Consider the following 23,042-nt stretch of genomic DNA (forward strand, 5'->3'; position numbering starts at 1 on the left):
GTGCTGCGGAAAACGTAACGTTACTCCTGGCCCTGGGAGCTGACAGAAAAAATTGAGCTCCCTGACAATGAACGCCGCGCCGATCGCGCGAAGGTCACAGCCAGGACGAATGCCACCAATGCCGTGATCGAGGCGATGCCGAACGTGAGGGTGCCGCCCCCGCGCTTGTAGAGTTCGCCCCATGTGAGCATTCCGATGACGGATCCGGCGCCGGCGCTTGCGGAGAAGAGCCCCTGCGCCGTGGCGAGGATCTCCGGCGGGGCGCGATCCCGCGTGTACGCGAGCGAGGCGACCCACATCATGGCGAAGGAGACCGCATGGAGCGGCTGGATCGCGAGCAGCGCGGGCCACCAGCGCACGTTCGAGAGCAGCGCCCAGCGGAGCGAGGCGCCCGCGAAGGCGAAGGCGAGCACCGCGGGCGGCGCGAAGCGCTTGAGCAGCGGGCCGGAGAACGCCATGAGCGCGATCTCGCCGGCGACGCCGACGGCCCACGCGACCCCCACGAGCGACTCGGGGAAGCCGACGTCGCGCAGGTGCAGCGTGTAGCAGAGGTCGTAGGAAGAGTTCGCGCTCTGGGCCAGGAACGACGCCGCGAGGAACAGGCGGAAGTCGCGGCTCTGGAGGAGAGCACGGGCGCGCTCTCGCACGGAGCCTCCGGCGGCCGGCGAACGCGGCGCGCCCGCATCGCCTTCCGCGCCGGCTCGGTGGCCGAGCCGCCGAAGGGGCGCCTCGGCGCGCGCTGGCAAGGTCCACGAGATGGCGAACGCGGCCAGCAGCGCGGCGGCGATCGTGACGGGGAACGCCGCCGGCCGCGCCGGATCGACGAGGGCTCCGCTCACGATCGCCATCAGCGCGAAGCTGATCGATCCCCAGAGCCTGAGCCGACCGTAGGCGATCCCGGAGCTCAGCGACGTCTCGATCGCGACGACGTCGGCCATCGTGAACATCGGCGCTCGGAAGAACGCGAACGCGAGCGCCGCGACGAAGAGCCCGCCGAAGCCAAGTGAAACGCCGAGCGCCGACGACAGCGCGAGCAGCGCGAAGGCGACGAGAGCACCGGCGCAGGCCGCACGGATCAGCCACACCCGCACGCCGAGCGAGTCGGCGATGAAGCCGAACACCGGCGGCGCGACGAGGCCCATCGCGGGGAGCGTCGCCGCGATCGCCCCCATCGCGAGGCCCCGGACCCCCCGCCCCTCCAGCCAGCTCGGGAACAGCGGCAGGTACACACCGAGGACGGCGAAGATGCCGAAGTAGTAAAGCGAGATCGCCCGCGGTGACGGCTTGAGCGACAAAGGAAAGGACGGTGGCATCGGCGGTCAGCTGCCGCGCCCGGAGCGTGAGGGCGTTCAGCGTGCCGGTCTCTGACGCTCGCAGGGCAGCGGAGCAAGCTCCCCCGCCCGCGAACGAAAACGGCGGCGCCTCCCGGGAGAAGCGCCGCCGCGTGAACGTCGACCTAGCTCGACTCAGTACCGATCGCCGCCGCCGCGACCGCCACGGCCGCCGCGACCACCACCGCCGCCGCCGCGACCACCGCCGCCGCCGCCGCCGCCGTAACCGCCGCCGCCGCCGCTGCGACCACCGCCGCCGCTGCCGCCGCCGTAACCGCCGCCGCCGCCGCCGCCGTAACCGCCGCCGCCGCCACCACCGCCGCGCTGGACCCGCTCCTCCGCCTCGTTCACGCGAAGCGGACGGCCGTCCATCATGGCGCCATTCATCTGCTCGATCGCCTGCTGGGCCTGCTCAGGCGTGCCCATCGTGACGAACCCGAAACCTCGCGACTGCCCACTCTCGCGGTCGGTCACGATGTGCACATCCGTCACCTCGCCGCTCTGGGCGAACGCAGCCTGCACGGAGGCCTTGGTGGCGGAGAAGGGGAGATTACCAACGTAGAGGCGAGTACCCATGACACTGATTCACTTCACGGCTCTGCGAGATGCGTCAGCTTCGGTGCCGAACATGCCCTGCCGCCCCGATGGAGCCGTGGGGGATCGAGGGAGGGCGGCGCTGGGGAGGAGCCCCCGATGCGCCACACGTTGCGTCGTCCAGTCCGCGATCAATCCGCGATCCCCGAGAAGAGAAGCGTCGTGTCGAGTGCCAGTGACGTTCGTGACCAGCCGATAGTAACCAAATGTCCCCTCGGCGCAAGCGCTCGAAGCACCCCCCTCCCCGTCGGCGCACCGGCGCGCGCCGGCGCGCCGCTCGCCCGGACGTCCCGAACAGCGGCGGCGCGGTCGCGTCGGCTGCCCGGCGGGCGCCGGCGGGGTCGGCGGGTGGTGCAGTCATTTGACCATGAAGGCGGAAGGCTGAAGTAAAAACGTAATAATATTCACAACTTACAGACTTCACGGGAAACCTCTCTGGGCAATGGCGGCCCCCCCGTCGGCGGGCGTCGGGTTCCACGTCGGAGGGCGTCAGCGCCTGGCAGAACGACGGAACGTGGCGCCAAGATCCCAGCCCTCGCCGCTTCCGGCCCGCGCGAGCGCGATGTCCGGCAGCACGCCGCCCGCGATCCGGACCTCGGCGATCACTCCGAGGCGGAGCGTGGCGGTGAGCGAGCGCGGCGCTGCGGTGGGCGCGAGCCGCGGCGGATGACGGGCGAGATCGAGGGCTCGGCCGCGGTCGGCGGCGGTCGCGAGCGCGAGCAGGGCGTTGAGAGACCCCGGGCCCAGCGGGCGCACCAGCTCGATCGCGAGCGCCGCCTTGCCACGGGCCCGGCGGCGCCCGAGCTCCGCGCGCGAGACGGGCTCTGCCGTGACCTCGTGCCCGGGCCGCGAGAGGATCGGCGCGACGGCCTCGGCGACCTCGACGAGATGCGCTGCAGAGTCATCCACGAGCAGCTCCGCCGGAGGACCGCCCCACGCGGGATCGCCGTGCGCCCTCGGGAGACCGACCAGACCGAGGTGCGCGAGGCGCTCGGGCGGCAGCGCGTCGACCAGCCGCTGCGCAACGCCGGGCTGACCGAAGGGGCCGGCCTCCGCGCCCGTGGTCAGCACGATCCACCCGGCGACGCCGAGATCGAAGCGGACAGCGCCGCGGCGGTTCGTGTGCAGCCCGGCGCCGAGCCAGCCGAGGTCGTCGCGCTCGGTCTCGAACGCGCGCAGGGAGGTCGTCAGGTCCTCGGAGCGGATCACCTCGATCGCGTCGAGGAAGGCAGCGCCGCGCGCGGCGACGTCGTTGCGCGTCAGCATGATGCGCTGCGGGCCGAGGTCGGCCAGGAAGGCGCCGGTGCCGTCCGGCGCCGCGGGGTCGAAGCTGCGCGGCAGCAGCGCCACCATCGGCGACGCGAGCGCGCGGGCGACGCGGGCGGGATCCGCGCGCGGGAACACGGCGGCGAGCGGATCCTTCGGGTGCCGCTCGGGCCTCGGGACCTCGGCGAGCGCCGCGGCGGCGCCGCGGGCGCGGGCGCGCTCGACCGAGCTCACGATGTCGCGGCCGTCGAGCTTGAGCAGGCGCGCGGTGCGCAGCCCCTCGCGCAGGCGCACGACCGCGGCGTCCCCCTCGCGCGACGGCAGCGCGGACGAGAGCGTCGGGTACGGGTTGCCGGACGCGTCGAGCCCGTAGAGGCTGTCGGCGATCGCCGACGCGAACAGGGCAGCGGCCGGATCGCTCAGGTCGTGCGGGTCGAGCGCGCCCGTCGGCCACGGGAGGTGCATCGAGATGCGGCCGCCGAGCGGGGTGCGCCCCATGGCGCGGGCGCGCTCCGGGAGGGCGGCCGCGCCGAGCAGCGCGCCCGCGCCGCCGAGGAAGGCGCGACGCGGGAACGAGCGGCTCACCGCACCACCCAGATCTCGTCGGCCGTCGCGACCGCGAAGGGGGCGCGCCCGGGCCCGTCGGGCGGGCAGACGGCGAGGGCGCGCACCCCCGCCGGCGCCGGCAGGCGCAGGAGCTCCTGGGGCGCCGTGTGCGAAGGGCCGCCGTCGCGGCGCCGCCACGACCAGACCACGACGGCATCCTCGAGCGAATCCAGCACGTCGAGGCTGGCGAGCAGCTCGGGCTCGCCGTCCTGATCGAGATCGCCGATCGCGAGCTGCGCCCCGGCGCTGCCCACGACCTTGCGGCGGCCCGCGCTGTCCCGGAGCTCGACCGCGCCGCGCTCGCGCGCCGCCCAGACCGTGAACGGCTCGCCCCGCGCCGACAGGAGCTGCGCCGACGCGAGCGCGTCGTACCGGCCGGTGAGCGCCGACGTCGCCGGCGGCGGATCGGCCGGGGCGCACGGCCCGAGCGGGCCGGTGAGGAGCGACCCCCACGTCTTCGTGCAGGCCGAGCCGCCAGCGTCCGGGACCGCGAGCCCGGGGAGCTCGGCGAGCGCATTCAGCTTGCCGTCGAAGCGGACGCTGCGCGCGCGATCGGTGAGCCCCACGTCGGCGAAAGGCGGCAGGCGCTCGCCGTCCCGCTCGCGCTCGACGAGCGTGGCGAACGCGAGCGGCTCGCGGAGCGGCGACGGGTGCACCGCGATCACGTCCGGCCACGAGCGCGACGCGAGCGGCACGACCCGGCCGCCGCGGAGGCGGAGCGTCGTCACGCGCCGCCGGCTCACGCTGAGGATCTCGAGCGCGCCGTCGGCGTCGAGATCGCCGCACGCGAGCGCGACCACGTCGCCCTCGAAGTTCTTCGCGCGGTCGACCCTCGCGGCGACGAGCGGCACCGGCGCGAGGAAGCTGCGGACCTCGGCGTCGAGGGGCGCCTCGGCGTAGGCGTGGGCGACGGAGCCCGGCTCCGGATCGCGGATGCGCGCCCAGACGGTGCGCGGCACCGGGTACACGTCGGCGGTGACGCGCAGCCGCCCCGCCGCGATCTCGACGGCGAGGTGGACGAGCGCCGCGTCGTCGCGCGCGGCCTCGCGCGCGAGCGGCAGCGGGATCGGATCCTTCTGCGCTCGCGCGCCGGGGCCGAGCTTGCCGGCGAGGTGGGCAGCGAGCGTGGCCGCGAGCTGGGCGCCGCGCGGCGCCGGCGCGTCGGAGACCAGCGGCCCGGCGGCCACGAGCACGCGACCGGTCACGGGGTCGAGCGAGCGCGCGAGCGCGTCCACCGCGCGGGCGACGGCCGAGCGCGGCGGGCTCGGCGCGGGCGCCGGCGCTGCGGGCGAAGGCGACGGCTGCGCCGCGGCGGGACGCGCGAGCGCGAGGAGAGCGAGGAGGAGGAGGCCCCGGGGCGACAACGCCGAGATGTTATGCACGTCGGTGGGGTCGGGGCCAGAGCCGCAGACCCGCCGGCACCACGATGAGCGCCACGACGAGGCCGACCGCGCTGCCGAGCGCGCCGACCCGGCCCAGGTCGCGGAGGCCGTCGAAGCGGCAGAACGCGAGCGCGGAGAAGCCCGCGGCCGTGGTCAGCGCGGTGGCGGCGATCGCCGGCCCCTCCTGGCGCAGCGTCTCGCGGATCACCGCGTCGCCGCCGCCCGCCGCCTCGAGGTCGCGGGCGCGGTGGAGCAGGAACATGCCCTCGTCCACGGTGATCCCGAGCAGCACCGGGATGACGAGCGCGTCGTACGCGTGCAGGGGGATGCCGAGCACCCGGATCAGGAGGAGGACGAGGCAGATCTCGGAGGCGACGACGAGCGCGGCCAGCGCGATGTCGCGCGCGCTGCGGAGGGAGGCCGCGAGCGCCAGCAGCACGAGCGCCCCGGCGACGATCGCGATGCGCGGCATGTCGTGCGCGAGCGTCTCGCGGAGCGCCGCCTCGAGCCGGGTGTAGCCGGTGAGCATGGCCTGCGGGTCCTCCTCGCGGATCGCGCGCTCGATCCGCTCGACCGAGCCGGCCTCGCGGGGCCGCACGTAGAGCGCGACGAGCGCGTCGCCCCCGTCCGCCCCGAGGTAGCGCGAGAGCAGGATGGACGCGGGGCCGCGCTCGAGATCGGAGAGCGCCACCTCTTGCCTCGGCGGCGCGCGCATCCCGGCCAGCACGGCCGAGAAGCGTTCGGGCGCGAAGCCCGTGTCGCGGAGCGCCCGCTCGAGCTCGTCGGCCCTTCCGGGCAGGTCGAGCGCGTCGCGCGCGGCGAACCGCTCGGCCTGCGTCGAGGCGGCGGGCGCGAGCGCGGTGAGCGCGTCGACGGCCTCCACGTCGGCCTTCATCGAGGCGAGGCGCTCGGCGATCCGGTCGGCCCGGGCGCGGGCGCGCTCCTGCTCGCCGTCCGCGAGGAGCACAACCCACTGCCCGCGCCGCCCGCCGAACGCGTCGAAGATCGCCTGCTGCACCTTGAGCGGCTCGAGCTCGGCGGGCCGGATCGCGACGATGGCCTCGGCGAGCGGCGGCGCGGCGCCGAGGGCGACCGCCGCGATGGGGAGCGCCGCGAGCGCCGCGAGCGCGAGCGCGCGGCCCCGGGTCCGCGTGAGCCGGTAGAGGCCGTCGGGCCAGCGCGCCGGCGCCTCGGGCGGCGGGGGCCCCCGCTCGAGCCAGGCGCCGACGGTCGGCGTCACGAGCACGATCGCGATCGCCGTGAGCACCTCGCCGGCGGCGCACAGGAGGCCGAGCTGCCGGAGCGCGTTGATGTCCGACAGGGCGAGGGCCCCGAACGCGGCCGCCGCGGTGACGGCGGCGACGAGCACCGCGCGGAAGGTCCGCGCCCTCGCGGCGCGCCCGGCCGCCTCCGGATCGAGCCCCTCGCGCCGCGCCTCGAGCAGCGCGGCGTAGACGTGGACGCCGGTGTCGACGCCGACGCCCACGACGACCGACATGAAGGCGACCGCGATCGCGCTGAGCCCGCCCGGGAGCGCCGTGGCGAGCCCCGCGGTCCAGACGGTCCCGAGCACGAGCGGCGGCATCACCGCGGCGAGCGCGCGCATGCGGCGGAAGAGCAGCGCGAAGACGGCGGAGGCGAGCAACATCGAGAGCGACCCCGAGACGGCGAGATCGCGCGTGAGCATCTCCTCGGTGGCCGCGGCGATGGCGTGCCCGCCGGTGAGCCCGAGCGTGAGCCCCGGGTGCGCCGCGCGGATCGGGTCGAGGACGGCGTTCGCGTCGGCGACGAAGGCCCGGGCGTCGGCGCCGCGGAGCGCCTGTCCGGCCGGCTGCACCAGGACGAGGTGCACCTTGCCGTCGTCCGTGGCGAACGCGCCGTCGGCCTGCGTGCGCACCCCGGATCCGATGTCCGCGGACTCGAAGACGAGCTGCGAGAGGCGCAGCGGGTCGGCCGCGATCGTCTCGGCCGCGGCGCCGCCGCCCGGCGCGAGCAGCATGGCGCGCGTCTCGGCGAGGCGCTCCCGCATCCCCTCGGGCGAGAGCGCGACGGCGAGCCGCTCCCGCACGCGCGCGTCCGCGTGCCGGAAGGCGAGCCACGGATCGAGCGCGCGCGAGACGTCGATCCGGTCGGCGGCGCGCTGCACGGTCGGGCGCGCCGCGAGGGCCCGCGCGATCTCGGCGGCCACAGCGGCGTTCTCGTCGGGGTCGTCCCCCTTGACCATCACGACGCCGAGATCGCCGCCCCCGAACCCGCGCACGTACCGGCGCAGCGCCGCGGCGTCCCCGCGCTCGGGCAGGAGCGAGGCGACGTTCGGCTCGAGCTCTAGCCGCAGCGTCACGGCGGCGAAAGCGGCGAGCGTCAGCGCCGCGAGGACGAGCGCGACGATGAGGCGGAGCAGCCGGCGCGGGGCGTCCGCGCGGGCCGGCGAAGGCGGAGGGGGCGCTGCCATGGCGGAGGCCGGGCGCGGGCCGGCGCCGCTCCTCTACCCTCACCCCCGCCTCGCCGCGAGGACATCCACGCGCGCCGCGCTCCTTCGCCGGCGGCGCTTGCGCCCGCGAGCGCGCCGATTCATCCCCGCAGCATGGAGCTCCCCCCGATCGTCCTCGCAGGCCGAGCCGTCCTGCGAAAGCCCGCCGCGCCCGTGCCGCCCGAGGAGATCGGGACGAAGCAGCTCAAGCACCTCATCTCGACGATGGTCGCCGTCATGCGCAAGGCGCCCGGCGTGGGGCTCGCGGCGCCGCAGATCGGCGTCAGCCAGCAGGTGATCGTGCTCGAGGACAGCGAGGAGCTGATGTCCCGCCTCACGCCGGGGCAGCGCGCCGAGCGCGGCCGCGTGCCCTTCCCGCTCAGGGCGATCGTCAACCCGACGCTGAGGGTCCTCGCGCCGTCGCCCCAGGGCGCGGCGGACCCGGGGCGGGCGACGTTCTTCGAGGGCTGCCTGAGCGTCCCGGGCTACATGGCGCTGGTCGAGCGAGGTCTGTCGGTCGAGGTGAGCGGCGTGGACGCGGACGGCGAGGAGATCCGCTGGGAGGCGACCGGCTGGCCCGCCCGGATCCTCCAGCACGAGGTCGATCACCTCCGCGGCGCGCTGTACGTCGATCGCATGATCACGCGCTCCTTCTGCAGCAACGAGGAGGCGAAGCTCCTGCTCAGCCAGTCCGTCGCCGAGGCACGGGCCGCGCTCGGCGCGTGACCACGGCGCGGCGCGACGACGGGCGCGCGCTCACGGCGAGGGCGACGCGCCGGCGCCGCGCCCGGCGAGCTCCTCCACGATCCGCTCCATCCTGATCCCGCGGGAGCCCTTCACGAGCACCAGATCGCCGCGCTCGACGATCTCCAGCGCTCGGACCGCGGCGGCGCTCGCGTCGCCGGCGAACCACGCCCGCACGCCGGCCGCCTCGGCGGCGCGCGCGATCCGCGCCGCCTCGCCGCCGACGGCGATCAGCGCGGCCGGGCGCACGGCCCCGACCGCTTCGCCGAGCGCGTCATGCTCCGCCGCCGCCAGCGCGCCGAGCTCACGCATCTCGCCGAGCAGCAGGACCAGCCGCTTCCCGAGCGCCCCGGCCAGCTCGACGGCCGTCCTGAGCGACGACCGCATCGACAGGGGGTTCGCGTTGTAGGTGTCGTCGATGACCACGGTGCCGTCCGGCAGCTCGCGGACCGACAGGCGCCCGTCCCCCGGCGGCGCGAGCCCTGCGGCCGCGCGGGCCGCCTGCTCGGTCGAGAGCCGCTCGCCGAGCGTCGCCTCCACCACGGCGACGGCCGCCGCCGCGGCCAGCGCCCCCGCCTCGCCGAGCAGCGGGACGACGATCTCCAGCGCCTCGCCTCCGCGCTCGATCCGCACCGAGCTGCCGCGCACCCCGACCGGCCGCCGCCCCGCGATCCGGATCTGCGCGCGCTCGCCGAAGCCGTAGGGGACCCGCCGCGCGGCGCCGGCGCGCTCGAGCTGCTCGACCACCTTCGCGTCGTCGCCGTTGCCGAGGGCCACGCCGTCGGCCGGCAAGGCGGCGAGCAGATCCCCTTCCTCGGCGGCGACGTCCTCCAGCGTGCCGAGCCCCTCGGTGTGCTCGACGCCGATGGAGGTCAGCACGGCGAGATCCGGCCCTGCGATGCGCGCGAGGGCCGCGACCTCGCCGCGCTGGTTCGTGCCGATCTCGACGACGGCGAAGCGATGGTGGTCATCGAGCCCGAGCAACGTCATCGGCAACCCGATGGCGTTGTTCAGGTTGCCCGCGGTCGCGTGCACGTCGCCGCGGCCCGCCCCGGCGAGCAGCGCCGCGATGGTCCGCGTCGTCGTCGTCTTGCCGGCGGAGCCGCCGATCGCGACGATCGCCCGCGGCCCGTCCGGGTGCGCGCCCCTGCGCCATCGCTCGCGGTGCGCTCTGGCCAGCGCCCCGAGCGCCGCGAGCCCGTCCTTCACGAGCACCACGCCGCCTTCGGGCGGCAGGGCCACCTCCCGGGAGACGACGAACGCGGCCGCCCCGCGCTGCGCCGCGGCGTCGATGAACCGATGGCCGTCGAAGGCCTCGCCGGCGAGCGCGACGAACGCCGCGCCGGACGAGATCGTGCGGCTGTCGGTCGAGATGCCCCGCACGGCCGGCCCGGTCCTCAGCACGCGCCCGCCGGTCGCGCGCGCCAGCTCGTCGAGGGTGAACTGGGCAAGGTTCTGCGGGATCGGCGTCGCCATCGCGGCGATCACCAGCATGGAACGGGGCGCAGGGCCAACGAATCGCCTGCGGCGCGCTGCCCTCGCGCCGCGTCGAGCCGCCTCAGCGCGCGGTCTTTTCCTTCTCGACCTCTTCGTAGATGTCGTCGTTCTTCGGCCGCGGCCGCGCGACGGGCCGGGGCGCGGCGGGCGCGCTGGGGGCTGCGCTCACGCTCTGGGTAGGCGCGGGCGACGTCTCGGCGGTCGTCGGAGGCGGCTCGGTGTAGTCGATCGCGATGGGCCCTCCGCCGCCCATGCTCTGCCACAGCGTGATCCCGACGAGCGCCAGCAGGGCGATCGCCAGGATCACGCTGAGCGCGACGATGAGCGCCCTGCCGCCCTCGCGCCGCGGGACCGGCGCGGCAGGTGGCTTCTGCGGCTCCGCGCGCTCTTGCACGAAGCTCGAGGGGAGCGCCGGCATCTCGAGCCGCGCCGACGTGGTGGCCCACGGGCTCTCGGCGGGCGGCATCGCCGCGCCGTCCCACCCGCCGCCCGCCGGGGGCGCGCCGGGCACGGCCGCACCGGGAGCTGCGCCCACCGCCGGAGCAGACGCGGGCGCAGCGGCCGAGGGCGGCCCGGCCGGCGCCGGAACGCCGGCGTGCAGCGAGGGCATCGGCGTGCGCGCGGCCTCCTGGACGGGGGGCCCGGCGGCACCGAACCCGGGGCTCGCGAACCCGGGCGGCGCCGCCGGAGGGGGCGGCTGCGCCGCGTTCGCGCCCATCCGTTCCGTGGTCGGCGCCGGATGGAACGACATCTGGCTCAGGGGCATCGGGTCCGACGGCGGCGGCGCCGAGACGAACGGGAGGGCGCTCGGAGAAAAGACGCCGCTGGCCGACAGCACGTCCTGCTGCGAGACGAGCCCGGGCGGAAGGGTCCCTCCGCGCGCCGAGACGTTCGCCGCAGGCGGCTGGGTGTACCCGGACATCGCTGCCGGAGGGGAAGCCGGCGCCGCGGTTACCGGCGTTGACGACGCTGGCCCAGCGAAGCTGGGCGCCGACGGCGCCGGCCCCGAGAACGCGGGCACCGATGGCGCGGGCGCCGGGAACGCGGGCGGCACCGGTCCGGGGTACGCTGCCCCGGAGGCGGCGGGCCCGGCGAAGCTGGGTGCCGACGGTGCTGGACCGCCGAAGCCTGGCGCCGACGGTGCTGGACCGCCGTAGCCTGACGCCGACGGCGCTGGACCGGCGAAGCCGGGCGGGCCGTGCTGCTGGAGCTGGGGGCTGAGCGCGTACTGCGCGGAGAGCGGGCGGAGGGCCCCGGGCGCCATCAGCGGCGGCACGGGCAGGGGCCGGAAAGGGATCCCTGATCCATGCGCAGATGGGAGCGGTCGGCCTGGCTGCGCCGCCATCTCACTCTCGGGGGCTCCCCATCGAACGTGTTTGTCGGTCATCCGCGCGCCCCGGAGGAACCGCCCACGCGGCCCCTCCGCCTCACACTGAAGCGGAACAGCGCTTTCAATCTACCCCCAAGTCTCGGCGTCCGGCCATCCTTCTGACGCGTCGCCCCGTCCAGCGAGGCGCTGCTGCGCCGGGAATGCGCAGCGCGGCCCCGCGCTCACGCCGCCCGTTGCGGACGAAGGAGCAGCGAGGCGCGCGCCCCGGGGCTCGGCCGGTCGAAGAGCGAGCTCGCCTCCCCAACCAAGGTGCGCACGCGGCGGTGCGCTCGCGCCGCCGTCAGCGCGGCGGAAGCGCCGTCGACGCCCCCGGCGCGCGGCGCGCCTGCATCCCGGCGCGCGGCGCGCCTGCATCCCGAGCGCGGGGCGGCGCGCGCCGCCGTCAGCCGTCGCGAGCGCGGGCGCATCCGACGGCAGAGCTCGCACCGAGGGGCTGTCCACGCTTGCCGGCAACTCTCGACATGGCCGGGGGCCGCACCGCGGACGGGCGACAGCGCTCCCGCGGAGGACGCGAGCTTCTGCCGCCGCGGGGCGGCTGTCGACCGCGGCAGCACAGTGCTATGGCACGTCGCGATATGGCCGCCGAGACGATGGGCTCCCGCAGCACCTCCACCGAACCTTCTCCCAACGAGCCGCGCGAGCCCGTGCGCTACGACCACGCCGCGGTCGAGCCGCACTGGCAGCGCGCATGGGAGCAGGGCGAGACCTTCCGCGCCGTCCGCAGCGCAGGCGCCGTGCGCGAGAAGCGCTACGTGCTCGACATGTTCCCCTACCCCTCGGGGTCGGGGCTGCACGTCGGTCACCCCGAGGGGTACACGGCGACCGACATCATGTCGCGCTACTACCGCATGCGCGGGATCGACGTCCTGCACGTCATGGGCTGGGACGCCTTCGGCCTGCCGGCGGAGCAGCACGCCATCGAGACCGGCACGCACCCGGCCGACACGACGGCGCGGAACATCGCGACCTTCAAGCGCCAGCTCAAGATGCTGGGCTTCAGCTACGACTGGTCGCGAGAGCTCTCCACGACCGATCCGCGCTACGTGCGCTGGACGCAGTGGATCTTCCTCCAGCTCTTCAAGAAGGGCCTCGCGTACCAGGACGAGGTGAGCGTCAACTGGTGCCCGGCGCTCGGCACCGTCCTCGCGAACGAGGAGGTGAGCGACGGCAAGAGCGAGCGCGGCGGACACCCGGTCCACCGGACGCCGCTCCGGCAGTGGATGCTGCGCATCACCGCCTACGCCGACCGCCTGGTGGACGATCTCCGCCTTGTCGACTGGCCCGAAGGGACGCTCGCGATGCAGCGCGCCTGGATCGGCCGCTCGGAGGGGGCGCTCATCACGTTCGAGGTCAAGGGGTGGCCCAAGGGCTCCTTGAGCGTGTTCACGACCCGCCCCGACACGCTGATGGGCGTCACCTACGTCGTGCTCGCGCCCGAGCACCCGCTGACGGCCTGGCTCACGAGCGCCGAGGGCGGCGCGTCCGAGGCGCGCCGCGAGGCGGTGCGCGCGTACGTCGCGGCCGCTTCGGGCAAGAGCGATCGCGAGCGGCTCACCGCGGCCGCGAAGGAGAAGAGCGGCGTCGACACGGGCCTCGTCGCCGTCCACCCGATCACGGGCGCAGAGGTGCCGATCTGGGTCGCCGACTACGTGCTCGGCGGCTACGGCACCGGGGCCGTGATGGCGGTCCCCGGGCACGACGAGCGCGACTTCTCCTTTGCCCGCGCCTACCGGCTGCCCATCGTCGAGGTGGTGAGCCCCGACGGCGCCCTGCACGCAGAGCTCGAGGCCGCCTATGTCGACCCGGGCGTCTCGGTCCGGAGCGGCGAGTTCGACGGGCTCAAGACGGAGGAGTGCAAGCGCGCCGTCATCGCCCGCCTCGAGGCGCTCGGCCGCGGCAAGCGCGAGGTGAACTACAAGCTGCGCGACTGGGTCTTCTCGCGCCAGCGCTACTGGGGCGAGCCGATCCCCATCTACTTCCCCGTCGATCTCGCCGAGCCGGGCGGTGATCCCCGGAAGGGCGACGCGCACACGATCCGCTACGACCAGCCGATCGCGGTGGACGACGGGAGCCTCCCGCTCGAGCTGCCGCCGCTCGCCGACTTCCGCCCTGGCGACGACCCGGCGGGCCCGCTGGCGCGCGCGGTGGACTGGCGCTTCTTTCAGCAGGACGGCAGGTGGTATGCGCGCGAGACGAACACGATGCCGCAGTGGGCGGGCTCGTGCTGGTACTACCTGCGCTTCCTCGATCCGCAGAACGACGCGGAGCCGTTCTCGGAGGCCGCGTACGACGCGTGGATGCCCGTCGACCTCTACGTCGGCGGCGCGGAGCACGCCGTGCTGCACCTCCTCTACGCGCGCTTCTGGCACAAGGTGCTCTACGACCTCGGCCGCGTGAAGCACCCCGAGCCCTTCGTGAAGCTCGTCCATCAGGGGATGATCCTCGGCGAGGACAACGAGAAGATGTCGAAGTCGCGGGGCAACGTGATCAACCCCGACGACATCGTGCGGGCCTACGGCGCCGACGTCCTGCGTCTCTACGAGATGTTCATGGGCCCGCTCGAGGCGGTGAAGCCCTGGCAGTCAGGGCAGATCCAGGGCGTGGTCCGCTTCCGGGACCGCGTGTTCTCGACGTGCACGCGGCCGCTCTCGGACGCGATGGACGACGCGACGAGCCGGCAGCTCCACAGGACGATCAAGAAGGTGACCGGCGACATCGAGGCGATGGCGTTCAACACCGCGATCTCCGCGATGATGGTGTTCGTGAACCACCTGAGCTCGCTGCCGTCGCCGCCGCGCGAGGCGGTCCTCCGGCTGGTTCTCCTCGTGTCGCCCTTCGCGCCGCACCTCGCGGAGGAGCTGTGGCGGCTCACGGGCCACGAGCGCTCGCTCAGCTACGAGCCCTGGCCCACGTACGACGAGGCGCTGTGCATCGATGACGTCCTCGAGATCCCGGTGCAGGTGAACGGCAAGGTGCGCGGCCGGGTGATGCTGGCGAAGGCGGCCTCGGAGGAGGAGGCCCGCTCCGCCGCGTTCAACCTGGAGAGCGTGGCCGCGCTCTCCGCCGGCAAGCAGGTGAAGAAGTTCATCTACGTCGCAGGGAAGATCGTGAACATCGTGGTCGGCTGACGCGCCGGCGCCGCCCGGAAAGAACGAGCGCTTGCGGCGCAGCGACGTCGCGAACGGACGCTCGGAACAGGCGGCGCGGGGTCGCTTTCCGGGATCACGACCCGCTGCGCCCGCGCGTCGCCCCTCCCCGAGAGGATCGATCGCGAAGAGGCGCGCCCCCGGCGGCGCCGGGGTCGTGTGCTCGGGTGCACATGAGCCCGATCGGCGCGCCGGCCACAGCTCCCACCACAGCGCAGCGGCGTTGCTCCGGGCGCGCGTGGGCTTCCTCGGAAGCAATCCTCTCCTTCCTCAGAGGAAAGCGGCGATGCACAGCCCAGGCTGGCAGGTGCCGTGCAACGGCGGCTGGCCGTGTGCCGGAACAGCACCGCGTGGTGTACCCGAGCTGGATGCCTCCTCGTCGCTGCCGCGCTGGCCGGCTGCGCGGGAGGCGTGGACGAGCCAGGCCTGCACGGGGAGGACGCGGACGAGGCGGCGCTGGAGATCAAGGGAGGTTATCCCGACGCGGGAGATCGCGCGGTCGCCGGGCTGATCATCACGGATCGGAGAGGGCGGGTCGCGCGGACCTGCTCGAGCGCCCTGATCGCGCCGAACCTGGTGCTCACGGCGCAGCACTGCATCGCGGAGGCGCCGAAGCTCATCTCGTGCAAGACGGCGACGTTCGGTGAGCCGGTCGACGCCTCGCAGGTCTACGCCACCCTCGGCCGCGCCATGTGGGCTGCGGAGGCGCCGTGGCTCGCCGCGCGCGCGGTGCTCAGCCCGCCCGACGGCAACGCCGTGTGCGGGCGCGACCTCGCGCTCATCGTCCTGTCTTCGCCGATCCGCAGCAGCGACGTCACGCCGCTCGCGCCCCGCATCGAGCGGCCGCCCGAGGAGAGCGAGGTCTACTCCGCGGTGGGCTTCGGCGACACGGAGGGCAAGGCGCGCGACGGCGGCGCGCGGCGACGCCGTGACGGGCTCCGCGTCGAGTGCGTGGGGTACGGGTGTGGAACGCAGGAGCGCGTCACGGGGAGCGAGTGGCGCGGCGAGAGCGGCATCTGCAGCGGCGACTCGGGCGGACCGGCGCTCGACGTGGCCGGTCGGATCATCGGCGTGACCTCGCGCGGGCCGTCCGGCTGCTCCGACCCCATCTACGGAGGGCTGATCGCCCATCGCGACTGGCTCGTCGCCGAGGCGACGCGCGCCGCCGATGCTGGCGACTACGAGGCGCCCTGGTGGGTCACGGCGCCCGGCGCGACGGAGCGGCTGCCATCCCACCGGCCGCTCGACGAGCGCTGGCTCACGTGCGCGCAGGGTCCCATCGTCGGCGACGCTGGCGGGCCAGCCTCCCCGCGCGCGCTCCTCGCGGTCTTCGCGCTCTTCGCGCTGAGGCGCGCCGGGGTGACCTCTCTGCTGGCGCGCCGGCGCGCCGCACGGCGGAGCACGATTTCCGCCTGATCGCCGCTCCGTTGCGCACCTCGCCTGCTAGAATGCGGCCGTCCTGCCCCTGCGGAGTGTCCATGCCCAGTTCGCCCATCATCCGTCCGGCCGCGCTGCTCGCGGCGCTCGCGCTCGCCACGACGTCCCTCGGCTGCGGACCGACCTACGTGCGCGGCAATCAGGTCGAGGGGCTCGACGACGCGGCGATGAGCACGGGAATCGACAAGCGCGACATCGAGCAGCTCCTCCACGAGAACCTGAAGTCGCTGATGGCCTCGCCCGTGGCGAAGGCGTGGGCGCATGACGGCTCGCGGCCCACGCTCGCCATCTACCCGCTGTCGAACCAGACGAGCGAGCACATCGACAGCCAGCTGCAGGCGCTCCTGTCGGACGTCGAGACGTACATGGTCAACACGAGTCTCGTCACCGTGGTGAGCGTCGAGCGCCAGCAGCAGATGATCGCGGAGATCGAGAAGCAGCACGGCGGCGGGTTCGATCCGAACCACATCGCCGAGTACAACCGCCAGCTCGGCGCGAAGTACTACATCACCGGCAAGGTCTTCACCTCCGACGAGCGCACCTCCGACGAGCGCCGCGTCCAGTACTTCATGTTCATGCAGCTCATCGAGGTCGCCACGAGCGCGGTGGCCTGGCAGAACCGGGCCGCCTTCACCAAGGCGCTCATCCAGGAGTGATGCGCGGGCGGCACGCGGGCCACCGGGGGCGCGGGCGCGCGGTCCTTCTGCGCCTCGCGCCTCTCGCGCTGCTCCTCGGCCTCGGACAGGCGGCCTGCGCCGGCCACGAGGATCGCGTGCGCACCGCGCTCGCCGCGCTCGACCGCGGCGCCCCCGCGGCGGCGGTGGCTGCGCTGAACGAGCAGATGGAGGTCGAGACCGCGGCCGAGCTTCCGTCGCTCCAGGGCGACAACGCGCTCCTCCTGCTCGACCGCGGCAACATCCTCCTCAGCATGGACCGCTACAAGCTGTCCGCGCGCGATCTCGGGATGGCGGACAAGTCGATCGACCTGCTCGACATGTCCCGCGGGGCCGCCGACGAGCTCGGGAAGTACCTCTTCTCGGACGACGCGGGTCCGTACAGGGCGCCTGCGTACGAGAAGCTGCTCATCAACACCATCAACATGATGAACTACCTGGCCCAGCGCGACCTCAGCGGGGCCAGGGTCGAGGCCCGCCGCCTCGCGGTGATGCAGAGGTACCTGCGCGATCACGAGGGCGGGACGGCGCTCGTCGGCCTCGGGAGCTACCTTGCCGGCCTCGCGTTCGAGAAGAGCGGCCAGCCCGACGAGGCGCTCCTCTACTACGACGACGCGCTCCGCCACGGGCCCTATCCATCGCTCCGCGACCCGCTCCGCGCGCTCACGCGCGGCGAGCCGAGGTCGCCCCGCATCGCCGCCCTGATCGAGGACGCGGAGCCGTCGCCTGCGCTCGCCGAGGCCGGCGAGGCGGAGCTCGTCGTCGTGGTCGGGTTCGGGCGCGTGCCGCAGAAGGTGCCGCAGCGCCTGCCGATCGGGCTCGCGCTCACGCTCGTGGCCGACGACATCAGCCCGGCCGATCGCGCGCGGGCCAGCGAGCTCGCGGCGAAGGGGCTCGTGACGTGGGTCAACTACCCGACGCTCGCCCGGGGCAAGGGCGGCCATTCGATTCCGGCCCTGATGCTGGATGGGCGCTCCCAGCCGATGGAGGAGGCCCTCGACGTCGAGGCGCAGGTGCGCTCGGCCTGGAAGAAGAGCGAGGGGACGATCATCCTGTCGGCCATCACGAGGACCGTCGCCCGCATCGCCGCGGGCGAGGCCGTGCAGGGCGCCACCGAGGCTGCTGCGGAGGACTCCGGGCCGCTGGGCTTGCTCGTCGGCCTGCTCACGAGCGCGACGCTGACCGCGCTCGACACGCCGGACACGCGGGGCTGGTCGACGCTCCCTGCGCGCGTCGCGATCGCGCGCACCCGCGTCCGCGCGGGCACGCACGACGTTGTCGTGAGCGCCCGGGGCGAGGTGAGGCGCGCCCGGGTGAGCGTGGCCGCCGGCGGATGGGCTTTCGTCCCGGTGATGGTGCTCCGCTGACGGACAAAGGAGCGGACGGGAAGGGTTGCGGGCGCTCTCCTCCCGCGGCAGTCTCCGCGCCGATGCGTAGCCCTGCTCTCCGCGCCGTGCTGGTCCGCGCGCTCACGGCGTGCTCTCCCCTCGCGCTCCTCTGCGCGACCGCCTGCGGGACGCTGGCCACCTCGCCGTCCTGGGTCGGCGGCGGGCTCGCGGTCTCCGCCCCGATCCGGGCGGCCGAGGAGGACGCGGCGATCGAGCGGGAGCAGGCGCTCGTGGCGAGTCAGCCGAAACAGATCGGCGCGCGGCACCTCCTCGTCATGCACGACGGCTCGAAGAGCAAGCCCGAGGGCATCCGTCGTACGCGCGAAGAGGCGCGCGCGCGCGCCCAGGAGGCGCTCCTCAAGATCCGCGGCGGGGCGAGCTTCGAGGACGCGGTCGCGGAGTACAGCGACGAGCCTGGCGCCAAGGAGCGCAGCGGGGACCTCGGGGTGTTCGAGCGCGGCATGATGGTCAAGGGCTTCTCCGACGTGGCCTTTGCCTTGAGGGTCGGCGAGGTGAGCGAGGTCGTCGAGACCCCGTTCGGATTCCACATCATCAAGCGCACCGAGTAGCGCCGGCCGCGGGCTCGACGCCTCCGTCGGAGTCGCCTAGCGTGGCCTCCATGATGAGGACCGTCCGCGCTGCGCTGACCGCCGAGCACCGCCGCCTCGAAGAGGAGCGCGAGCGCCTCCTGCGCTGGAAGCACTGGGGCCCGTACCTGTCGGAGCGCGCCTGGGGGACGGTGCGCGAGGACTACAGCGCGAACGGGGACGCCTGGGCGCATTTCCCTCACGACCACGCCCGGAGCCGCGCCTACCGCTGGAACGAGGACGGGCTCGGCGGCATCTGCGACCGACACCAGATCTTGTGTCTCGCCGTCGCCGTCTGGAACGAGAAGGATCCGATCTTGAAGGAGCGGGCCTTCGGTCTGACCGGGCCGGAAGGCAACCACGGCGAGGACGTCAAGGAGATCTACTACTACGAGGACGCGACGCCGACCTCCAGCTACCTGCGCTACCTCTACCGGTACCCGCAGCGGCAGTTCCCTTACGACGCGCTCGGCGCCGCCGCGCGCGGGCGCGGCCTGTCGGAGAGCGAGATCGATCTCCCCGAGCTCGGCGCCTTCGACGGCGATCGTTACTTCGACGTGGTCGTCGAGTACGCGAAGCGGAGCCCGAACGACATCCTCATGGTCATCACGGTGGTGAACCGCGGCCCGGAGGCCGCGCCGATTCACGTGCTGCCGCACCTCTGGTTCCGCAACACGTGGTCCTGGAGCGAGCCTCCCGGCCCGGTCCCCGAGATCCGGGCCATGAAGACGGGCGCTGGCCACGTGATGCTGCGAGCGGCGCACCCCGAGCACGACGCGCATCACCTCTACATCGAGGGCAGCCCGGAGCTGCTCTTCACCAACAACGAGACGAACCACGAGCGGCTCCACGGCACCCCCTCACGAACGCCGTACGTCAAGGACGCGTTCCATCACCGGGTCATCGACGCCGACGAGGCGCGGGTGAACGCCGAGCTGCGCGGCACCAAGGCCGCCAGCTGGCACCGCCTCGAGGTGCCGGCCGGCGAGCGCAGGCGCATCCTGCTCCGGCTCGTCCCGGATCCGGTGGAGAGGCCCTTCGAGGGCGCGGACGAGCTCCTGGAGGCGCGTCGCAAGGAGGCGGACGAGTACTATCTCGCCGTCCAGGGCCCTGGTCTGTCCGAGGATCGCCGTGCCATCCAGCGGCAGGCGGCGGCGGGGTTGTTCTGGACGATGCAGTTCTATCACTTCGACGTCGACACGTGGCTCCGCGGCGACGTGGAGGCGCCGCCGCCCGACCGGCGCTCGGGCCGCAACAGCCAGTGGCGGCACGTCGCCGTCGCCGACGTCATCTCGATGCCGGACAAGTGGGAGTACCCCTGGTTCGCGGCCTGGGATCTCGCCTTCCATGCGCTCGCGCTGGCCCCGCTCGACATCGATCTCGCGAAGGCCCAGCTGAAGATGATGGTCAAGGAGTGGTACCAGCATCCGAACGGGCAGCTGCCTGCCTACGAGTGGGAGTTCTCGGATCTGAACCCTCCGGTGCACGCCTGGGCGACCTACCAGCTCTACAAGATCGAGCGGAAGCAGCGGGGCCGGGGCGATCGGGTGTTCCTCGAGCGGGTGTTCCACAAGCTCCTCATCAACTTCGCCTGGTGGGTCAACAAGCGCGACGCCGAGGGGCACAATGTGTTCGAGGGCGGGTTCCTCGGCCTCGACAACATCTCCCTCTTCGATCGCAGCGAGCGGCTCGCGCCCGGGATGCGCCTCGAGCAGGCGGACGCCACCGCGTGGATGGCGATGTACTGCCTCGACCTCATGCGCATCGCGCTGGAGCTCGCGCTGGAGAACTCCGCGTACGAGGATCTCGCCAGCAAGTTCTTCGAGCACTTCCTCCGGATCGCGCACGCGCTCCACCACGCGGAAGGCGGCCGGCTGCCGCTCTGGTCCGAGGAGGATGGCTTCTACTTTGACATCCTCACCGCCGGCGGGAAGCCGCGGCACGTGAAGATCCGGTCGGCCGTGGGTCTCATCCCGCTCTGCGCCGTGCACGTGATCACGCCGGAGATCTACGGCAAGCTCGCGAACTTCCGGCGCCGCACCGAGTGGTTCCTGCGCAAGAACCCCGCGCTGGCCGAGGCGATCACGGTGCGTCCGGACGGGCGGCAGGTGCTCTCTGCGGTGACGCCTGGGCGACTCGAGCGGGTGCTCGCGCACCTGTTCGACGAGGACAAGTTCCTCTCGCCCTTCGGCCCGCGCTCGCTCTCGAAGGAGCACGCGGCCGCGCCCGTCTCGCTCGGGCTGGAGGAGCCCTGCGATGCGCAGTACACGGTCGGCTACGAGCCGGGCGAGTCGATCACGCGCATGAAGGGCGGCAACTCCAACTGGCGCGGGCCGATCTGGTTCCCGCTCGGCTATCTGCTCTACCGCTCGCTGCTCCGCCTCGATCACGGCTTCGGCGACGTGCTCACGATCCCCCCGCTCGACGGCCACGGTCCTCGCACGCTCCGCGATGGCGCGCACGAGCTCTCGCGCCGGCTGATCGCGATCTTCGAGCGCGATTGCGAGGGGCGGCGCCCGGTTTACGGCGATCACCCGCTCTTCCAGGGCGATCCTCGCTTCCAGGATCGCCTGTTCTTCTTCGAGTACTTCCACGGCGACACCGGCGCCGGGCTCGGCGCCTCGCACCAGACTGGCTGGACCGCCCTCGTGGGCGACCTGATCCTCCGCGCGGGCCGGCACAACCTCCCCCGTTCGTAGTGCGCCACACACGATGTTCCGCTCAGCGCCGGTTCGCGCTCGATCCGTGCTAGGAGGGCGCCTGTGTCGCTGGCGTTCGGCGTCTTGCTCCTCGCGCTGGCCGTCATGCTGGGCGGCATGGCGGCGCTGTTCCGTCATCGGAGCGAGCGCGCGATGTCTGCCCTACGGACGTTCGCCCTCGTCGGGGCGGCGTCGATTGCGCTGCTCCATCTGCTGCCGGAGGCGCTCGGCGAGATCGGCTGGCTCGCGCTGATCGCGGCGGCGGCGGGCTTCCTGGCGCCGGCGGTGCTGGAGCGGCTCGTGATCGGGGAGGCGGGTGCTCACCGGACGCCGACGACCGCGCTTGCGATGGGGTATGCCGCGGTGCTTGCGCATCAGTTCGGCGAGGGTGCGGCGGTGGCGTCGCTCTCCCGGGTGGGTCAGCTGACGCTGCCTGTCGTGCTTGCGCTTGCGGCGCACACTGTGCCGCTCGCCATGGTGGTGGCGATCCAGGTCCTCGAGGTGAGGGCTGGAACGGGCGGCAAGGGCGCCATGAGCGCAGCGCTCGCGGGCATTGCGCTCGCCACGGTGATCGGCGCCTTTGCGACGCGGCTCGTCGATGTGGAGCGCCTCGAAGCGGTCGAGCCCTGGCTTCTTTCTGCCGTGGCGGGCCTCCTCTTGCATGCCCTCTCGCACGAGGCGGTCGCCAGCGGCCCTGCGACGACCGTGAGCCGGATCGGCGAGGCCCTGGGCGGCCTGCTCGGCCTGGTGCTCGCCACGATCGGGATCGATGAAGAGGAGTGGGTCCAGCGGATCCCGTTTCAGCTCCAGATCGCCGCCCTGGTCGTGCTCGCGGGGCTCATTCTCCTGCGCAGCTACGGTCCGAGGCGAGCCGCCGAGCGCCCACACTGAACTCCATCCAGCGAAGGCAGCCGCGCCATCCGCGGCGGCACGAGGCTACCCCTTCGCCGGTGGTTCTGAGCTCCCGGCTTCCGGATGTCCTTGCGGGGCTCCGCACGATTCCACCGCGCGGGTCTATCCGTACCTGCTCCGGTGGCCCACCGAGCGGCAGGCGCTCTCGCCGTGCAGCGCAACAAACCGGCCCATCGGACGACCCAAACGGACGCCGCGAAACGCCCGCCACCGCCCCATTTTGACGGACGGTAGGCTCCCGGAGGGGGTGTTCGCCGGGTGGCGCGGGGAGGGTCGATGTCTGAGCCCGATCGACGTTCGTTCTCCGGCGAGCGCTCCGGCCGTGCGATGTCTGAGCCCGATCGACGTTCGTTCGCCGGCGTGCGCTCCGGCCGTGCGTAGCGCGCCGGAGAACGAACGTCCCAGGCGAGTTCGGCTCTCACCGCGCCGCCCGGCGGACATCCCCTCCGGGGGCCGGGCAGCTCAGAGTGCCTTCCCCGGAGCTCGCCGCCCCCGAAGCCCTGAAGCGACCCCGACGCGCGCCACGGGCATCCCGATCGCCGGAAAATCCGGAGACAAAAAGCAAAAAAAAACCTGCGCACGGCTCTCACCGTGCGCAGGTTCGAAGAAAATCCCGGCGGCGTCCTACTCTCCCACCAGGTTGCCCTGGCAGTACCATCGGCTCCAAGAAGCTTAACTTCCGAGTTCGGTATGGGATCGGGTGTGACCTTCTCGATATCGCTACCGGAAACTTGTGGGTGCGTCCAATCGGAACCCAGCGGAGCCGCTTCTCGCGACGCTCTACGCCAGGCCAGCTGTGTCACGCTGCTCGTCACCCGAACTCCGGGCGCGACGCTTCGATGTTTGCCTTAGAAGTATGGTCAAGCCGCACGACCTATTAGTACCGGTTAGCTCCGCCGATTGCTCGGCTTCCACACCC

General features: G+C 73.4%; 15 protein-coding genes and 2 rRNA genes (1 of these 17 cut by a window edge). 8 read left to right on the forward strand and 9 right to left on the reverse strand.

Going from position 1 to position 23,042, the window contains the following annotated elements; all coding sequences use genetic code 11:
- Positions 1-20: 20 nt before the first annotated feature.
- From WMF28_RS36870 to WMF28_RS36890, 5 genes are all read right to left on the reverse strand, one after another.
- On the reverse strand, positions 21-1,295 hold the full coding sequence (locus tag WMF28_RS36870; RefSeq protein ID WP_437598220.1) for an MFS transporter: 1,275 nt from the start codon (positions 1,293-1,295) through the stop codon (positions 21-23).
- A 171-nt stretch (positions 1,296-1,466) separates the two neighbouring features.
- Positions 1,467-1,907 carry an RNA recognition motif domain-containing protein gene (locus WMF28_RS36875; protein WP_437598221.1) on the reverse strand — a complete coding sequence of 147 codons (441 nt, stop codon included), beginning with the start codon at positions 1,905-1,907 and terminating at the stop codon, positions 1,467-1,469.
- Positions 1,908-2,414: 507 nt separating this feature from the next.
- The gene (locus WMF28_RS36880; RefSeq protein ID WP_437598222.1) at positions 2,415-3,776 is read right to left on the reverse strand and encodes a hypothetical protein; all 1,362 of its coding nucleotides are present in this window, start codon (positions 3,774-3,776) and stop codon (positions 2,415-2,417) included.
- Positions 3,773-5,179, reverse strand: a complete 1,407-nt coding sequence (locus tag WMF28_RS36885; RefSeq protein WP_437598223.1) for a hypothetical protein — start codon at positions 5,177-5,179, stop codon at positions 3,773-3,775. Before WMF28_RS36885 ends, WMF28_RS36880 begins: the two co-directional genes overlap by 4 nt.
- Positions 5,172-7,631: an MMPL family transporter gene (locus WMF28_RS36890; RefSeq protein WP_437598225.1), complete on the reverse strand. Its 2,460-nt coding sequence runs from the start codon at positions 7,629-7,631 to the stop codon at positions 5,172-5,174. The genes WMF28_RS36885 and WMF28_RS36890 overlap by 8 nt, the downstream gene beginning before the upstream one ends.
- A 132-nt stretch (positions 7,632-7,763) precedes the next feature.
- Between WMF28_RS36890 and WMF28_RS36895 the strand changes: the two genes are divergently transcribed.
- Positions 7,764-8,375 (forward strand): peptide deformylase, encoded by a 612-nt coding sequence (locus tag WMF28_RS36895; RefSeq protein WP_437598226.1) that lies wholly within the window; start codon positions 7,764-7,766, stop codon positions 8,373-8,375.
- Between the two features lie 30 nt (positions 8,376-8,405).
- Here WMF28_RS36895 and WMF28_RS36900 read toward each other — a convergent pair whose 3' ends face one another.
- Complete coding sequence (locus tag WMF28_RS36900; RefSeq protein WP_437598228.1) at positions 8,406-9,869, reverse strand: UDP-N-acetylmuramoyl-tripeptide--D-alanyl-D-alanine ligase; 1,464 nt, start codon at positions 9,867-9,869, stop codon at positions 8,406-8,408.
- An 82-nt stretch (positions 9,870-9,951) separates the two neighbouring features.
- Positions 9,952-10,812 carry a hypothetical protein gene (locus WMF28_RS36905; protein WP_437598230.1) on the reverse strand — a complete coding sequence of 287 codons (861 nt, stop codon included), beginning with the start codon at positions 10,810-10,812 and terminating at the stop codon, positions 9,952-9,954.
- 1,028 nt (positions 10,813-11,840) lie between these two features.
- Here WMF28_RS36905 and leuS point away from each other — a divergent pair.
- The 7 genes from leuS (at position 11,841) to WMF28_RS36940 (ending at position 22,102) form a co-directional block, all read left to right on the forward strand.
- A complete protein-coding gene (leuS, locus tag WMF28_RS36910) occupies positions 11,841-14,408 on the forward strand; it encodes a leucine--tRNA ligase (RefSeq protein ID WP_437598231.1) in 2,568 nt (855 codons plus the stop codon).
- A 330-nt stretch (positions 14,409-14,738) separates the two neighbouring features.
- Positions 14,739-15,842 carry a trypsin-like serine protease gene (locus WMF28_RS36915; RefSeq protein WP_437598232.1) on the forward strand — a complete coding sequence of 368 codons (1,104 nt, stop codon included), beginning with the start codon at positions 14,739-14,741 and terminating at the stop codon, positions 15,840-15,842.
- Between the two features lie 62 nt (positions 15,843-15,904).
- Positions 15,905-16,519: a penicillin-binding protein activator LpoB gene (locus WMF28_RS36920; protein WP_437598233.1), complete on the forward strand. Its 615-nt coding sequence runs from the start codon at positions 15,905-15,907 to the stop codon at positions 16,517-16,519.
- Positions 16,519-17,904 (forward strand): hypothetical protein, encoded by a 1,386-nt coding sequence (locus WMF28_RS36925; RefSeq protein WP_437598235.1) that lies wholly within the window; start codon positions 16,519-16,521, stop codon positions 17,902-17,904. Before WMF28_RS36920 ends, WMF28_RS36925 begins: the two co-directional genes overlap by 1 nt.
- Positions 17,905-17,966: 62 nt before the next feature.
- A complete protein-coding gene (locus tag WMF28_RS36930) occupies positions 17,967-18,494 on the forward strand; it encodes a peptidylprolyl isomerase (protein ID WP_437598236.1) in 528 nt (175 codons plus the stop codon).
- 50 nt (positions 18,495-18,544) lie between these two features.
- Complete coding sequence (locus tag WMF28_RS36935) at positions 18,545-21,211, forward strand: MGH1-like glycoside hydrolase domain-containing protein (RefSeq protein ID WP_437598237.1); 2,667 nt, start codon at positions 18,545-18,547, stop codon at positions 21,209-21,211.
- A gap of 84 nt (positions 21,212-21,295) precedes the next feature.
- The gene (locus tag WMF28_RS36940; protein WP_437598238.1) at positions 21,296-22,102 is read left to right on the forward strand and encodes a hypothetical protein; all 807 of its coding nucleotides are present in this window, start codon (positions 21,296-21,298) and stop codon (positions 22,100-22,102) included.
- A gap of 632 nt (positions 22,103-22,734) precedes the next feature.
- Here WMF28_RS36940 and rrf read toward each other — a convergent pair.
- Both rrf and WMF28_RS36950 read right to left on the reverse strand, forming a co-directional pair.
- Positions 22,735-22,851 (reverse strand): 5S ribosomal RNA (gene rrf / locus WMF28_RS36945).
- Between the two features lie 128 nt (positions 22,852-22,979).
- Positions 22,980-23,042 (reverse strand): 23S ribosomal RNA (locus tag WMF28_RS36950); it runs 2,945 nt beyond the window's last position.

Source organism: Sorangium sp. So ce590, from assembly GCF_051521365.1.
Lineage (GTDB): Bacteria > Myxococcota_A > Polyangia > Polyangiales > Polyangiaceae > Sorangium.

Bases quoted from the DNA above. Each gene is read 5' to 3' on its own strand.
- WMF28_RS36875 (WP_437598221.1), bottom strand. From the start codon at position 1,907: ATGGGTACTCGCCTCTACGTTGGTAATCTCCCCTTCTCCGCCACCAAG.
- WMF28_RS36890 (WP_437598225.1), bottom strand. From the start codon at position 7,631: ATGGCAGCGCCCCCTCCGCCTTCGCCGGCCCGCGCGGACGCCCCGCGC.
- WMF28_RS36895 (WP_437598226.1), top strand. From the start codon at position 7,764: ATGGAGCTCCCCCCGATCGTCCTCGCAGGCCGAGCCGTCCTGCGAAAG.
- WMF28_RS36900 (WP_437598228.1), bottom strand. From the start codon at position 9,869: ATGGCGACGCCGATCCCGCAGAACCTTGCCCAGTTCACCCTCGACGAG.
- WMF28_RS36905 (WP_437598230.1), bottom strand. From the start codon at position 10,812: ATGTCCGGGTACACCCAGCCGCCTGCGGCGAACGTCTCGGCGCGCGGA.
- leuS (WP_437598231.1), top strand. From the start codon at position 11,841: ATGGCACGTCGCGATATGGCCGCCGAGACGATGGGCTCCCGCAGCACC.
- WMF28_RS36920 (WP_437598233.1), top strand. From the start codon at position 15,905: ATGCCCAGTTCGCCCATCATCCGTCCGGCCGCGCTGCTCGCGGCGCTC.
- WMF28_RS36925 (WP_437598235.1), top strand. From the start codon at position 16,519: ATGCGCGGGCGGCACGCGGGCCACCGGGGGCGCGGGCGCGCGGTCCTT.
- WMF28_RS36930 (WP_437598236.1), top strand. From the start codon at position 17,967: ATGCGTAGCCCTGCTCTCCGCGCCGTGCTGGTCCGCGCGCTCACGGCG.
- WMF28_RS36935 (WP_437598237.1), top strand. From the start codon at position 18,545: ATGATGAGGACCGTCCGCGCTGCGCTGACCGCCGAGCACCGCCGCCTC.